This is a genomic window from Pseudomaricurvus sp. ABR4_320, from assembly GCF_056159445.1.
Genome location: NZ_JBSWVF010000004.1, coordinates 530,421 through 544,258 on the forward strand (window position 1 = coordinate 530,421; position 13,838 = coordinate 544,258).

11 protein-coding genes are annotated in these 13,838 nt (G+C 49.2%); 9 read left to right on the forward strand and 2 right to left on the reverse strand.

Annotated features, from left to right (window positions below):
* Positions 1-2: 2 nt before the first annotated feature.
* Entirely contained in the window at positions 3-1,238 is a 1,236-nt protein-coding gene (locus ACXAFR_RS11355) for an ABC transporter substrate-binding protein (protein ID WP_475176795.1), read from the reverse strand.
* 447 nt (positions 1,239-1,685) lie between these two features.
* Here ACXAFR_RS11355 and pedF point away from each other — a divergent pair, with 447 nt between their 5' ends.
* The 7 genes from pedF (at position 1,686) to ACXAFR_RS11390 (ending at position 10,412) form a co-directional block, all read left to right on the forward strand.
* Positions 1,686-2,126: a cytochrome c-550 PedF gene (pedF, locus tag ACXAFR_RS11360; protein WP_475176798.1), complete on the forward strand. Its 441-nt coding sequence runs from the start codon at positions 1,686-1,688 to the stop codon at positions 2,124-2,126.
* 40 nt (positions 2,127-2,166) lie between these two features.
* Complete coding sequence (locus tag ACXAFR_RS11365; protein WP_475176800.1) at positions 2,167-3,051, forward strand: substrate-binding periplasmic protein; 885 nt, start codon at positions 2,167-2,169, stop codon at positions 3,049-3,051.
* Positions 3,052-3,336: 285 nt separating this feature from the next.
* On the forward strand, positions 3,337-5,097 hold the full coding sequence (locus ACXAFR_RS11370) for a PQQ-dependent methanol/ethanol family dehydrogenase (RefSeq protein WP_475176801.1): 1,761 nt from the start codon (positions 3,337-3,339) through the stop codon (positions 5,095-5,097).
* Positions 5,098-5,753: 656 nt separating this feature from the next.
* Positions 5,754-6,062 carry a hypothetical protein gene (locus tag ACXAFR_RS11375; RefSeq protein WP_475176804.1) on the forward strand — a complete coding sequence of 103 codons (309 nt, stop codon included), beginning with the start codon at positions 5,754-5,756 and terminating at the stop codon, positions 6,060-6,062.
* A gap of 321 nt (positions 6,063-6,383) precedes the next feature.
* The gene (locus tag ACXAFR_RS11380; RefSeq protein WP_475176806.1) at positions 6,384-8,420 is read left to right on the forward strand and encodes a fibronectin type III domain-containing protein; all 2,037 of its coding nucleotides are present in this window, start codon (positions 6,384-6,386) and stop codon (positions 8,418-8,420) included.
* 418 nt (positions 8,421-8,838) lie between these two features.
* Positions 8,839-9,048, forward strand: coding sequence for a hypothetical protein (locus ACXAFR_RS11385; protein ID WP_475176808.1), 210 nt, complete (start codon positions 8,839-8,841; stop codon positions 9,046-9,048).
* A gap of 245 nt (positions 9,049-9,293) precedes the next feature.
* Complete coding sequence (locus ACXAFR_RS11390) at positions 9,294-10,412, forward strand: DUF3108 domain-containing protein (RefSeq protein ID WP_475176811.1); 1,119 nt, start codon at positions 9,294-9,296, stop codon at positions 10,410-10,412.
* 24 nt (positions 10,413-10,436) lie between these two features.
* Here ACXAFR_RS11390 and ACXAFR_RS11395 read toward each other — a convergent pair whose 3' ends face one another.
* Positions 10,437-10,880: an acyl-CoA thioesterase gene (locus ACXAFR_RS11395; RefSeq protein ID WP_475176814.1), complete on the reverse strand. Its 444-nt coding sequence runs from the start codon at positions 10,878-10,880 to the stop codon at positions 10,437-10,439.
* Positions 10,881-11,573: 693 nt separating this feature from the next.
* On the opposite strand from ACXAFR_RS11395, the gene ACXAFR_RS11400 reads away from it, so the two are divergent.
* Both ACXAFR_RS11400 and ACXAFR_RS11405 read left to right on the forward strand, forming a co-directional pair.
* Positions 11,574-11,951: a hypothetical protein gene (locus ACXAFR_RS11400; RefSeq protein ID WP_475176816.1), complete on the forward strand. Its 378-nt coding sequence runs from the start codon at positions 11,574-11,576 to the stop codon at positions 11,949-11,951.
* Between the two features lie 104 nt (positions 11,952-12,055).
* Complete coding sequence (locus ACXAFR_RS11405) at positions 12,056-13,819, forward strand: vWA domain-containing protein (protein ID WP_475176818.1); 1,764 nt, start codon at positions 12,056-12,058, stop codon at positions 13,817-13,819.
* Positions 13,820-13,838: the final 19 nt, after the last annotated feature.

The following is a 13,838-nucleotide window of genomic DNA, read 5'->3' on the forward strand; positions in this document are numbered from 1 at the left end:
TATCATTCTTCCATGCGAGTGCTAAACGTACAGTCGACTTCGGGCCGATCGTACCCCAGAGTATCAAGATCAGTGACAGGGTGCAGAAAGCCCTCCTGAGGAGACTGACTGATCAAAGCTTTTGGATGTACTAAGGGAATCGGTTGGCGCAGTTGTCCGTTCCAGTTGCGAAAGCTCAGTTGGCGACCTTTAAACGCAGCGATTTCAAATTCGTCCGATAAAATAAACGAGTAGAGGTCCTGGACATTGGCGCTGCCGCTGCGGGTTACCGCTTCACCAATAACCCGGACAGCCAACCAGCTGGCATAGTCGACAGGTGTCATCTCTCGCTTCGCAAGCTCAAAAAAGCGATTTTGAAGCTGAATCGCTCCCCATTGTTCCACCACTCTTGCCCAAGCGACGGGAGTCAAACCCTGGGTGCCGGCAACCGGTCTTGGTAACCAAGTGTTGTAGGGGATGTATTCCCCTACGTCACCACTTTCATCGGCAACCAGCACCACGTCATACTTGCCAGCTCGGGTAAATGGTGGAATTTCCTGTTGGGCCACGCGTCGTAAATCTGTGTCGAAACTCCAGGTTTTTTCCTCGACGATTTTGCCGCCAAAACGTTTGGCGGAGCGCTTCAAGGCGTCGGCAAAAGCGGCATCGTTTGGTTGTTGGCCTTTGACGAGAAGCCACTTCTGCCAGCGGCGCACGGTTAAAAACTGAATTAACGCGTCAGCCAGCATCGCCCGACTGGGCAGAGTATGCAGTAAACCCGTTGTGCATTGATTGCGCCGCAAGCTGTCTGTCGGGCTCCCAGCATTGATGAAAAGAGCATTAGAGCGCAATGTTTTTTCGCGCGTCAGTGCTCGAAGTGTGTCATCGGAGACATCCACAACGAGTAGGCTGCCACCGCCAGCAACAAAGTCTTTCGCCCTAGCGAGTATTTGATCCTGATCGCTATGCCGTTCAATCTGCAGCGAATAGCTGTGTTTTAGAAACCGACCGGTGGTGTTGTTATCTGTAACACCCAATGTGGCGCCTGGTTCGCCCATATCCTCAGGTGGTGCGAACACGTTGGAGAGAACTGGGCCTGTGTCAGCAGGCTGATGCAGATAGAGAATCGGAATGGATAATGGGGTTGCACTGGCTCCCTGGGCGTAGAGACACAATACAAGCGAAAATCTGCACAGGGGTAAGCGTCGTCGGATGGGCCGCAAGAGACAGGTAGCGCGTCGCAGTAAATCAGTAATCATGCAAGCTGTTGATCTAGTTATCGTTGTAGTTTGCAACTTTAGGACTCCTGCTAAAGGAGGAGGCTAGGGTCGCCTAATGGCCGATGCTACAGCCCAGTACTTTGCCAAAAAACATCCAATAATCAGTAGAGCAAGATCAAAGGATGGCTCTGCTCAGCCTGCGCGTGCCACGTTAACGGCCTGTAAAATCTAATATTTCCCCAAGTATATCGCGTTAAGGCGCAAGATATTAGTAGGGCGTCCATTGACCGGGTATTGCAAAAAAGGATGAAAAGAATGCTACCCAAGTACAATGGCTGTGGTATCTCGGCTCACTTAGCATGCGCACTTATAAACAAGAGGGTTCTCAGAACCAATTGCGCGACATAAAGCCCGCTCAGCTAACCGTCTGCGAGCTTGTGTACGTGCTGATAATAAGTTTCAAAATACGATACACGGTGCACTATTATGAAAAGTAAAAGCACGCTTGCCATCGCCATGTTGCTTGCTGCCAGCCAATCTGCCACAGTTTTTGGACACGGGAATGTCACGCCTCAGGCGGTCGACACCAGCGAATTGCCACCTCTTGGGGAAGAATGGCTGACCGAAAATCCGTACCGCGGGAATGAAACCGCGATCAAAGTTGGCGACTCCGCCTACAATCAGAACTGCGCCCGCTGTCACGGCCTTGAAGTGATTTCTGGTGGTATCACTCCCGACCTTCGTAAACTTAATGATGAAGCAGAGTTCTTTGATAGCGCGGAATCTGATGAGTGGTTTATGCAGCGCATTCGTCATGGTGCTGTTGTCGATGGGCGTGTTTATATGCCTCCGTTCGAAGGTATTCTTAGCCAAGAAGCTATGTGGGCAATTCGTTCCTACATCGATACCCGAGGAATCGTAGAGTAGCTTGTATAACTCTCGGCCTTTCTGGTTAGGGTGTCACGCGATGAAAATATTAATCGCGATTCTAGTTTATCTCGTCTGCGCGCCGGTGATGGCGCGCAGTTACGAAGATATTATCGATTCTGGTTATATCGAAATCGCCGTCTATCGCGATTTTCCTCCTTATTCTTTTTTGGCTGATGGTGAGCCGGTCGGCATTGATATTGAAGTCGGCAAGCGTATTGCCGAAGCCTTAGGTGTTGATGTTCGCTGGTTTTGGTTAACAGCGGATGAGCGACTCGAAGACGACCTGCGCAATGCCATCTGGAAAGGTGCTGTCACTGATGTCGACAAGCGCAAAGCTGATTTGATGCTGCGTGTCCCTTACGACCGGCAGTTCAGTTACGGTATTGATGGCTACGGGCTTCCCAGGAACGAGATGGTGCATATGTTTGCACCTTATCACCAGGAAAGCTGGGCGATCGCTCGAGACCTTGAGCAGACGGGTGAGGTGTACAACCTTGCTATCTTCCAATACGAAAAAATCGGTGTGGAAATCGATTCTCTTCCAGATACCTTTCTTACGTCGACACTTCAGGGGCGTTTGCGGGACAACATCATTCACTACATGAGCACACCAGCAGCACTTGATGCATTGCAAGACGGCGAGGTAGCCGCGGTGGCAACGCTACGGAGTCAGATTGAATGGGGCCTGCACGATTTTACTAAAAACACCGAGCACCGTCTCGATATTGGTCAGTCCGGTATGGAGAGCCTGGTAAAGCGTCAGTGGGATATTGGCGTTGCTGTGAAGCAGGATTATCGAGAGCTTGCCAACGAGGTCGAAACCCTGATCGATGGCTGGGTTCGCGACGGCACGCTCAAGGACGTATTTGCAACTTTTAATGTTCAATATCGTCAGCCTTCGTTATACGAAACTGCTGAATAACCTTGTATCTGACGATATGAATACTCTGGAGTTATCCATCCTACCAAGGATGGAAGAAGTTGGCCCGGAGGTGTAATTGAGGCGACGTGCAGACGGCAGGATACTGCACGAGCCTTTGACTATCCTTCTCACTGGGTAGTTTCAGCACAGGCGTGCTTGCAGGTCGATTCGTTGGGAAAGGGCGAATCGGCTGATGTACACAACGGGCCGCGCTGGGAATCACTTGAAGCATTGAAATTATAAAAGACGCTATCAAGGTCAATTGAGTTCTCGAGGAGACACATAATGAAAAATAAAACCCTATCTGCCGGTATACTGGCTTCTGCAATTACGATGGCGATTTCGCTACAACTCGGCAGTGCTCCGGTTTACGCTAAGGTGACTGACGACGACATTCTCAACGATCATAAAACTGCTGAAGATGTGGTGACTTATGGCTTAGGTCTCAGGGCTCAGCGCTACAGTACGATCAAAGAGGTCAATCACAAGAACGTTAAAAAACTGGTTCCAGCATGGGCGTTTTCTTTTGGTGGTGAAAAACAGCGTGGCCAGGAAAGTCAGCCGTTGGTGAAAGATGGCGTAATGTTCGTTACCGGCTCCTATTCGCGCATTTTTGCAGTCGACACGAAAACGGGCGACGAAATTTGGCAGTATGAGGCTCGGTTGCCCGATGGCATTATGCCTTGCTGTGACGTTATTAATCGCGGTGCAGCTTTGTATGACGACCTGGTTATTTTCGGAACCTTAGATGCCAAGTTGATCGCCTTGGATCAAAAAACCGGCAAGCCTGTATGGCGCAAAACCATGGGCGATTACAAAGCCGGATACTCCTTTACAGCTGCGCCAATGATTGTGAAGGGTAAGGTGATTACCGGTATTTCGGGTGGTGAATTCGGTATCGTTGGTAAGGTTGAAGCGCGCGACGCCAAAACTGGCGAACTCATTTGGACCCGCCCAACCGTTGAAGGCCATATGGGCTACCTGAATGGCAAGGAAAACGGAATTACCGGCGGTCAAGCCAACAAAACCTGGCCCGGCGACATGTGGAAATCCGGGGGGGCAGCCACTTGGCTTGGCGGCACCTACGACCCAGATACCGATCTGATTTTTATGGGAACAGGTAACCCGGCGCCTTGGAATTCTCACACTCGTCCCGGTGACAATCTCTTCAGCGCCTCTCGTTTAGCGATCGACCCGGATACCGGCAAAATCGTATGGCACTTCCAGACCACGCCGCACGATGGTTGGGATTTCGATGGTGTTAACGAGCTGATTGCGTTTGATTATAAAGATGGTAAGAAAACTGTTAAAGCGGCGGCCACCGCTGACCGTAACGGTTTCTTCTATGTTCTGAATCGCGAAAACGGTGAATTTATTCGCGGATTCCCGTTTGTTTCTCAGATCACTTGGGCAGAGGGTCTCGATGACAAAGGCCGTCCGATCTTTAAAGACGGTGGCCGTCCCGGTGATCCAACAGATTCTGCCGAAGGCAAAAAAGGGGAAACGGTTTGGTCCATCCCATCATTCCTTGGTGGCAAAAACTGGATGCCCATGGCGTACAGCCAAAGAACCGAATTATTCTATGTTCCATCCAATGAGTGGGGTATGGATATTTGGAACGAACCCGTTGATTACAAGAAGGGGGCTGCCTATCTGGGATCGGGCTTCACCATTAAGCCAATTTATGACGATCACATTGGATCCTTGAAAGCCGTCGATCCTAAAACGGGTAAAATCGTTTGGGAATACAAGAATGAGGCGCCTCTTTGGGGCGGTGTATTGGCAACGGCGGGAAATCTGGTCTTTTTCGGTAATCCAGAAGGTTATCTGATCGCACTGAACTCCAAAACCGGCAAGGTAGAATATGAGTTCAATACTGGCTCTGGAATCGTGGGGTCTCCTATAACCTGGACTCAGGACGGTGATCAGTACATCAGTATTGTCTCCGGCTGGGGTGGAGCGGTTCCACTCTGGGGCGGTGAGGTCGCCAAAAAGGTGAAGAACTTCAACCAGGGCGGCACTGTCTGGACCTTCAAATTGCCGTAAGCTGTTAACATCAGTAGTCTGCTGTTAATCGCAAGTGAAAAAGCCGATCTTCGTTGAAGATCGGCTTTTTTGTTGTTTAAGGCTAAATTCTCTTTACGATATTTCGATCAGGTTTCTGCCAGCTTGAAAGAAGCGAATGCTCTATGTGATATGCCGAATGCTGCATGGAGCCCGTATCGATGCCATGCAAGTGCGAATGTTTCTCAAAGTATTCAAGGCAATTTTTACGTCAGTATGTTGGCTCTGGACATGGAAGCACACTGTCTTTATAAAAAACGGCAGCATTATGGCAATTAATGTCTTGATACTGTCATTGTCTCAAAGTAATCTTACGTTAAGTAAAATTATCGCCTTGTAAACTAATTTAATGGCCTGGTGTCTAATGCAGGTTTTGTCTGCGGAAGAGGCCTCTTAGCTGAACTCAAAACAATTCAAGGTTAGTCGCTTTTTGTGGATGTGTGGTAAGAGTGCCGTTGTTTGCAGCGGTTTCAATGTAATCTGGCTAATCGGTCAGGTTCTTTCTGTTCTTTTTGAGCAGGATGCGCCCTCCTCAGAGCAACATCGTGGATACAGTGGGATAGGTATCCTGTGTAGATATCGTATTTTGGGCGCGTAAGGGAAGTACCAAGCCAAAAGACCAATAAACGTCTCGACTTATGAGTGTCGTTTTAAGTGAGCTGCATCAGGAAATTACTGAGGCAGAACAAACCCTACATAAAATCCAGCGCTGGATTGGTAGCAGCAGCGGCGTTGAGCGACTCCGGCGCCGGCGATTAGACGATCCCATCCAAGACAGCGCCAATTCTGATTTTATTGCAGAGTCCTCGTTAGCGGTGGCGAGTCTGGAAGTGGATTTTAATAATTTATCGATGGGCTTGGATCAGCTCCATGTGCTTCAGGTGAGTTTGCAGAATCGCTTGTCCGAGCTGCAAAAAACATTGGATGCCTATTTAAACTCGCTGTAAAACCATTCTCCGTCACAAATCAGCAACAATCGTCCGGCACAATAGGGGTTGGTTGAATGGAGGGCTGGTCACCAGTGCCATCCTAAAGACCGATGACTTCCCCAGGGAACGCTCGATTGGCAGGGATGCTATTTTCGCTCCTTTCTTCCCCATTTGTTAAGTGAACTCTGCCTTTCGCCACCGCTTGTGGTCTTCTGCGTTATATCTGGGTAATGAGATTCAAGGTGTCATCTGGTTGACACGTCACCTTCACAGCATGTTCATACTTTAGTATTAGGATTCGGGCGCCTTTTTGATTTACCTAGAACAAGGATCCTGTTGATGAACCTCCCTCATTTCTCCCGCATTGCTCTGGTCAGTGCAATCCTATCTGCTGTACCTTTGGCTGCGGTCAACGCGGCTGATGTCTCTATTATGGAGGCTGGTGAGCCGGCCCTGTTGACTCAACCTTATCTGCAAAACCCCACCAGCGATGGTGTTCACGTCGCTTGGGTTACCAATTTTTCCGGCAAAAAAAGCTGGGTGCGTGTTTTCCCTCGGTGGCAACACCAGAACTGGATCAAAGCTGGCAGCGATCAGTCTTCAAAGCCTGCCGGTCGTAAGGTCAACGCCGATACCATGAAGCTAGAGCGTTTGTTTGATGACGCCAATTCACGCTTGGAGGTCGAGCTGACAGAAGTTCAGCAGCGTCAGGCCTATCGCCATGAAGCTGTCATTGACGGTTTGCGACCAGGTGTCGAATACGACTACCGTATATTTTCACAATCTGAGAGCGGTGAGATCGTCAAGTCTGACTTTTACACACTCAACGCTCTGCCAGAGTCCGGTGAGCCTCTTAAAATTCTGCTGACTTCCGATCACCAAGAGCGATTTAATTCTCTGGCCAACTACCAGAAGGTGCATGAGCTGTTTCCAAATTTGGATGCAATTTTCTTTGCAGGTGATCTAGTAAATCGACCTCGTCGGGCAGCTGAGTGGTTTGACAACTACAATGCTGATTGGCACGAGGATCCCTGGTCTTCAAGTCCGAGTTTCTTTCCGGTATTACAGGCAAGCTTTGCCGATCAGGTCCCAGAGACGCCTTATACTGGCGGGCCTTTAATGCAAAACGTACCATTGTTTGCAACTGTAGGTAACCACGAGGTATCGGGTGTTTTTCGTCCCAATGAGACGATTATGGTTAATGGTTCCGAGCAGACAGCGACATTAAATTATATGTTTGGTGATCCTCAGCCGCGTTGGTTCGCAGCTTATCGATACGAGCAAGACGCGGCGAGTATCAATCCTACTGGTGATCCCGCCACAAAAGAGCAGTGGATCCGCGACAATTCCAATGATTTTGAAACATACCGAGACCTTCTTACATTGCCTGATGATGGTCCGGAAGGGGAGTCTTACTACAGCAAAAAATTCGGTGATGTTTTCTTGATATCCATGAATGTTTCTCGCATTTGGCGCAGTTGGAATATCGGTGAAAATGATCGCAGTAAATTTGTTGAGTATCTAGCGGAGTCTAACAATCCCGAAAACTGGGGATTTGGCGAATTTATCTTTACACCGTTCGCTGAAGGTACCCAGCAGTACGAATGGCTGCAAAAAACATTAAACAGCGACGCGTTTCAAGCGTCTCCGTATAGGGTTGTGATGCTTCACCAGAATGCCCATGGGCTCGGTGATAATGGTACGCCAGTACTGAGTGACCCTGAAATGGAAATAGACTATCTGGACGCCGATGGGATCACCCACACCAAAAAAGTGTTGATGCCTCAGAATGATGAATTGCGAGCGCAGGTGTTTAAAACTCAAATCGAACCCATCCTGGGAATGATTTCCCATGTTCGCTATGAATATCCTTTGGCAGATGATCATTTCCGTCGCGATGTTGAGCCGCTATTACATAAGAATGGCGTACAATTGGTCGTTATGGGGCATTCTCACGTTTGGAACCGATTCAAAGATGGCGATATGAACTTCATAGAAACCTCTAACGTCGGTAACTGCTATGGTGCATTTTGGAGTCAGGAAGACGGTACGCCATACAATGATACTGTTCGCAGTAATGGCACCTTAGGTGATGAGTTGGCGCTAGGGGCAGAAGCCTCTCGTTGGGATGCAGAAAATTATCCGGTGACTGGAGATGCCCATGGCCTGGCTGCCATCTATCCAACCATCAGCAACCCTATGGTTGATATGGAAGGTGCCAGTCGCGAAGTGCCGTTCGTCTGTAGTGGCAATATCACGACGTTCAGTATTCTGGATACGGAAATGGGCGCGGTGCGCAGTTTTGCCTTTGATGTGCGTGATCCGGAAGGTGATACGGTAGAGTTTGACCGCATGATGCTCGACGCAGCCAAGTAGGTTCTACCGCAGACGACGCAACCTCCGAGTTCTTCGTACCGAGTTCTTGGGTGGTTGCGTTGCCTTGGCGTATTGTCTCAGGCTGTATGTGTGCCAGTCACGGCTCAGGGAATAAAACGATTTCTGCATCACCAGATTATACTTTGGTCTATAGTTGTACAGTTACGCAAAAACGGTAATAGATAATCGTTTTCTTATAGCGAAATCGCAGTTGCCACTGGTGGCAATTCTAACCGCTTGAAATGCAAAAAATTTACAGTGTTATTGCCCAGACAAAGTCAATTTAAATGTTTAATAATGACATTTAAATCATCTATTAAGCGGCGCGGTAGTATAAATTGTAAATATTGCAAATATTTTAATTTCCCATGTAATATTCATTTCCAATCCGTTACAGAAAGAGTTATGCGGGGGATGTATGCGCGATTATTTGGCGAGAAAAATCTCTGAATACGAACACGAGTTGTATGATATTGATTGCGTGATGGCGAAATATTCAGAGGGTGATTCAGCGCCGTTGGATTACGTTGGAGATATATCGCTGTTGGATATGACGCTTAAGCAACTCAGTCAATTGCGTGAAGAGGCGTGTGAAAAGCTCGAGAGCTTACGACTTCAGAGCCAGTAATCCGAACAGGCCTCCACGGGTCGGATCGCAGTAAAACTTCTGAACAAAATTTAAACGGCGTGATCACTCATTGGGGTTCTTTGGGCTGAAATCCCCGAACTTCAGGCTACGTTCACTGCGATTCTGTATTATGCTCCTTGAATAGATTACTAAGGGGCCATGTCTTCACTTTGTCGTTTCTCATTCATAAAAAAGCGCGGTACTCGCGCAACCTGCGCGCGCTTTCTTGCGCGCTCTTGCTTTCAATGCTTTCCGTTACTCTCTTGTCTTGTGCGCAGGATGGTGGACTGGCGACCATCGAAGATGCCAAATCTTCGGATGCTGAAGAATCCCAAGAGTCTTTAGAAGAAATCTCTGGGGCTCAACTGGAAATAAAATTGCCGAAGCTGTCGATTGAAGAAAAGCCGGAACAGGATGCTGACGCCTTAAACGTCTCGGAAGATGAGGAAGAATCTGACGATATTACGCCGACTGAAAATGCATCCCAGATCAAAGCGGATAACGCTGAAGCGGATAATGCCGAGGCACAACCAAAAGTACCGGCTTCCAACCCAAAAGCAGCGTCCGCCACTGATGTGGATACAGAATCTGGCACCGGGCTAGATGTTGTGCCGAAGTCCTGTGATTTGGCGGCTATCATCGAACCGCTGCGGCTTAAATACCGGGCGACCTACCGGGGAATCAGTGTCACCAGTGAGCGTCAGTTGCGTCGACAGGACGATGGCAGCTGGCGTTTTGGTGGCGAAGCCTCCTTGTTGTTTGTGACGCTGAGAGAGTTTACGCGCTTTAATGTCGATGGCGATCGTCTTCGGCCCATCTCCTATCGTTACGAGCGCGATGGATTGGGCAGCTCTCGTGATCTTAAGTTGTCCTTCGATTGGCAAAATAAAACCGTGTCCAATTCTGCCGGCGATAAGAAGTGGTCCCGCTCACTGGTCGATAATGAACAGGATTTACTCAGTCACCAGGAGCAGCTGAGATTCGATTTACTCTGTGGTGGCATTCACGTTGGTGACATTTACGAGTACCCGATCGCTCGCGGCAAGCGGGATCGTCTCTACCGATATCAAGTGAAGGCACAGCAGACGCTGAACACGCCTATGGGATATTTACGGACCTTGGTTGTGGAAAAGCTGGAAGATGATGACCAGGTGACTCGGGTCTGGCTCGCGGTGGATTGGCAATTTGTCATCGTCAAGCTTGAACATAAAGAAGGGGATGACCCCAGTCAGCATCTGGATCTTCTTGAAGGAGAGGTAAACGGAGTCGCTATTGATGGGGTGGATGAAACATCGCCGGAGCTGGAGGGGTATCCTATGGAGGCGTCGTCAGGAAGTTCTCGGAGTCGAAGTCGCGGGCCCTGACGGATCGGCGTGGATTTGCCGCCATCAGTGACTGTTCATGCTGGCATAATCCAGTAGTCGCAATTGTTTGCGAATGGATTCCAGTACCGGCAACTTTTGCTTGTTGCCAAAATCGTAGGCGACGGCGACCGTAAACGCCTCGGCAATCGTGACAGCCTGCTGATCACTGAACAGGCGAAATCCCAGTTTTATTGATGAGTTACCAACCGACATGGTTTTTATGCCAATGCGCAGGGTGTCGGGAGAAAAAAGTTCGGCTCGGTATTCGCAATGGTTGACGACAACAGTGTGGCCGGTTTTTGAATCCGGATCGAAGCCGGGCAGGCCGGCCGCGGCCATATATGCCAGGCGAGCTTCATTGATAAAGCCCATGATGGCGATATTATCGACGTGTAACACTTCATCAGGGTTTTCGGGGATGTCTACTTCATAGATATACGAAAAACCTGCCAGGCCAGCTGTGGCCATATACGAATCCTCTTGTGCCAATAGTGAATGATAGCAGGCTATCGCTAAAAAGATCTCCCATCCGCTATACTCTGAATGGCGAACGGCTTTGACACAGTATGTATCGGCAAAGATCCGTTGCAAAAAGACCTGCCAGCTCAAAACGTCGGCAGCTTAGCCTAAGCCCCTGTTAAATCACGGGTTGGATGATGAGACACGCCATGGAATGGTTGAAAAATTGTCTGGATGAGAAGCCGTGTGTCGCGTCTATTATTGTCTGGCGGCAGTTTCTCTCAAACGGCTGCCTCCTTGCAATACCTCCGTTAGATTCTCGCCAATATATGCCCAGGCCAAAGATTTTAACGACATTTTCGATGTTGGTGAGAGATCAATGGGGCTGTTTTTTAGCTGAAAACTTTGGGAAATTCGGTTTTCATGCTCATAAATTTGTCGATCTTCAGGCAATTTTGGTGTTATATCTGTGTACGCAGCGGTGGTCTCGTCTGCGTTGTCGCTTTAGTCATTGCTCTTTGCTATTTGAGCGTTTTATCGTATTCAATGTGTCTTCTTACGTACTTGCGGGCCTTTGGTCGCGTTGTTCGCGGCTCTATTGTTGCCTGGAAAGACATGGGCATATCGCTTGTCCGTCTTATCAAAGGAGCCTTCGGGCAATTGCAAATTTCCATCATTATTGCTTTTTAGTGAATCACTGCCGTGAATGATCTGACTGTGTTGGCTGTTACTGCACCGTGTAAAGGGCCCACCCTTGAGCAGCGCGAGCGAATCCGAACGGGTTATCATTTGTTAATGTTGATGCCGCTGACGTTTGTTAGTGGCTTTGCGGCGATCTATCTACTCCGCAATCTTCGCCACTCTGGAAACTTCTGGTGTGAGTCTCATGGTCGCTACCAGCTTCGCACGTTCTGGATTTGCATGGTCTGGTCGGGGATTGGTTGGATGACTGCTTTTCTCCTGGTGGGTTATCCCATTCTGATCTTCAGTCTCTATCTCTGTTGGATGCGCTGTCTCAAGGGGCTGCATCACGTGGATCAGAGTAGTGATAACCTAGGGCCTGATTCCTGGTTGATTTAAGAACCTCTTTACTAATGGTTACGTTGATTATCACGGGGATCTGAGTTTCTAAAGAGATTTTGTCCGTCCAATGGATGTGTTTCATTGTTTTCGGAGAAAAGATCATGGGAAAACCAGCAAAGTTTTGCGCCAATCTCTCATTCAGTCCATCTATCCGTTCGTCCGCAATCGGTTTTCCAGTGCGGCTGTTATTGGTGACTGCCATAGCTGGGATCACCGCGTGCAGTGTCTCGACGAACGAGTCTGATGTAGATGCTCGCGACAATCAGGCACAGGCCGAAGCGCCCGTGCTGTCTGATTCAGAGGATCTCGCGCATCCATCACCAATAGCGAGCAGCTCTGTTGAATCGTCAAGGACTCGTGAAATCGCCAGTCTAGTCGCTCCAGCCAAGCAAAGTGTTGCTCTGATGGATCCGGGGCCACCGACCTACACCAGGCCCTCCAAGGATCGATTCGACGCCAGTGACGAGCACTCAGTTGTACAGGTCGCACAGTCGCCAATCTCCACCTTCTCTGTGGACGTGGATACGGTTTCCTACAGTTACGCTCGTCGTCAGCTCAATCAGGGTTTTATGCCCCAGCGTGCAGCGGTGCGGGTCGAAGAAATGGTGAACTATTTCGACTATCAATATCCGCTGCCAGAAGAAAAAGAAGCGCCTTTTGCCACCACCGTTTCCGTAACAGACGCCCCATGGGCAAAGGGTAATCAACTGCTGCATATCGGTATCAAAGGCTATTTACCACCCGCTGACACAGCCACAAAAACCAACCTGGTATTCCTATTGGATGTTTCCGGCAGTATGGGCGGGCAGGATAGATTACCCCTGGTGAAACAGTCTTTGGAAATGTTATTAGAATCCCTAAGCGATGATGATCGTATCGCGATTGTTGTCTACGCAGGGGCGGCAGGAGTGGTGCTGGAACCAACCCCAGCTACGGACTCCGCGCGCATAATGGCAGCGTTAAATCGTTTGCAGGCGGGTGGATCCACAGCGGGGGGCGAGGGCATTCAGCTCGCTTACGAACTCGCAGCCCAACATTTTGATGTCGAGGCTGTAAATCGAGTCATTTTGGCGACAGACGGAGATTTCAATGTTGGTATCTCAGATCCAGAAACCTTGACTGCCTTCGTTGAAGCTCAGCGCCGCAAACAGATTTATCTGTCCGTATTGGGGTTTGGACAAGGCAATTACAATGACGCGCTGATGCAGCAATTGGCCCAGAATGGAAACGGTACGGCGGCGTACATTGATACTTTAGGTGAAGCACAAAAAGTACTGGTTCACGAAGCGACGTCGGCGCTTTTTCCGATTGCGGATGATTTGAAGGTTCAGGTCGAATTCAATCCAACGACGGTTAGTGAATACCGCTTGATTGGCTATGAAAGTCGAGCCCTGGAGCGTGAAGACTTTAATAATGACGGAGTCGATGCTGGAGACATAGGCGCAGGCCATACGGTCACAGCGATCTATGAATTTACGCCAACATCGGGGACTGGTCTTATCGATACGCCGCGCTATCCCAGTAATCGCGAAACTACCACGGTGCCATCTGGGGATTCTGCCCCTGAAGAATATGCCAATGTACGCTTACGCTATAAATTGCCCGGAGAGACAGAGTCGCGCCTTTTGGAAACGCCGGTCGACGTCCAAACGTCGGACTTAACAGCCAGTTTGCAGCAGGAGATAAACTTCTCAATTGCCGTTGCCGGTTTTGCTCAATTGTTACGAGGCGGTGATTATATTCATCAGTGGGATTTTGATCAGGTTATTGATCTGGCCCAGCAGAGTAAAGGCGACGACCCTTACGGCTATCGTACCGAATTTGTGCAGCTGGCGCGGCGGGCTAAGATTGCGAAAATCCTTTAATCGTTTGGCAAAGGGGCAG

Coding starts and splice junctions, on each gene's coding strand:
- ACXAFR_RS11355 (WP_475176795.1), bottom strand. CDS start 1,238: ATGATTACTGATTTACTGCGACGCGCTACCTGTCTCTTGCGGCCCATC.
- pedF (WP_475176798.1), top strand. CDS start 1,686: ATGAAAAGTAAAAGCACGCTTGCCATCGCCATGTTGCTTGCTGCCAGC.
- ACXAFR_RS11365 (WP_475176800.1), top strand. CDS start 2,167: ATGAAAATATTAATCGCGATTCTAGTTTATCTCGTCTGCGCGCCGGTG.
- ACXAFR_RS11370 (WP_475176801.1), top strand. CDS start 3,337: ATGAAAAATAAAACCCTATCTGCCGGTATACTGGCTTCTGCAATTACG.
- ACXAFR_RS11375 (WP_475176804.1), top strand. CDS start 5,754: ATGAGTGTCGTTTTAAGTGAGCTGCATCAGGAAATTACTGAGGCAGAA.
- ACXAFR_RS11380 (WP_475176806.1), top strand. CDS start 6,384: ATGAACCTCCCTCATTTCTCCCGCATTGCTCTGGTCAGTGCAATCCTA.
- ACXAFR_RS11385 (WP_475176808.1), top strand. CDS start 8,839: ATGCGCGATTATTTGGCGAGAAAAATCTCTGAATACGAACACGAGTTG.
- ACXAFR_RS11390 (WP_475176811.1), top strand. CDS start 9,294: ATGCTTTCCGTTACTCTCTTGTCTTGTGCGCAGGATGGTGGACTGGCG.
- ACXAFR_RS11395 (WP_475176814.1), bottom strand. CDS start 10,880: ATGGCCACAGCTGGCCTGGCAGGTTTTTCGTATATCTATGAAGTAGAC.
- ACXAFR_RS11405 (WP_475176818.1), top strand. CDS start 12,056: ATGGGAAAACCAGCAAAGTTTTGCGCCAATCTCTCATTCAGTCCATCT.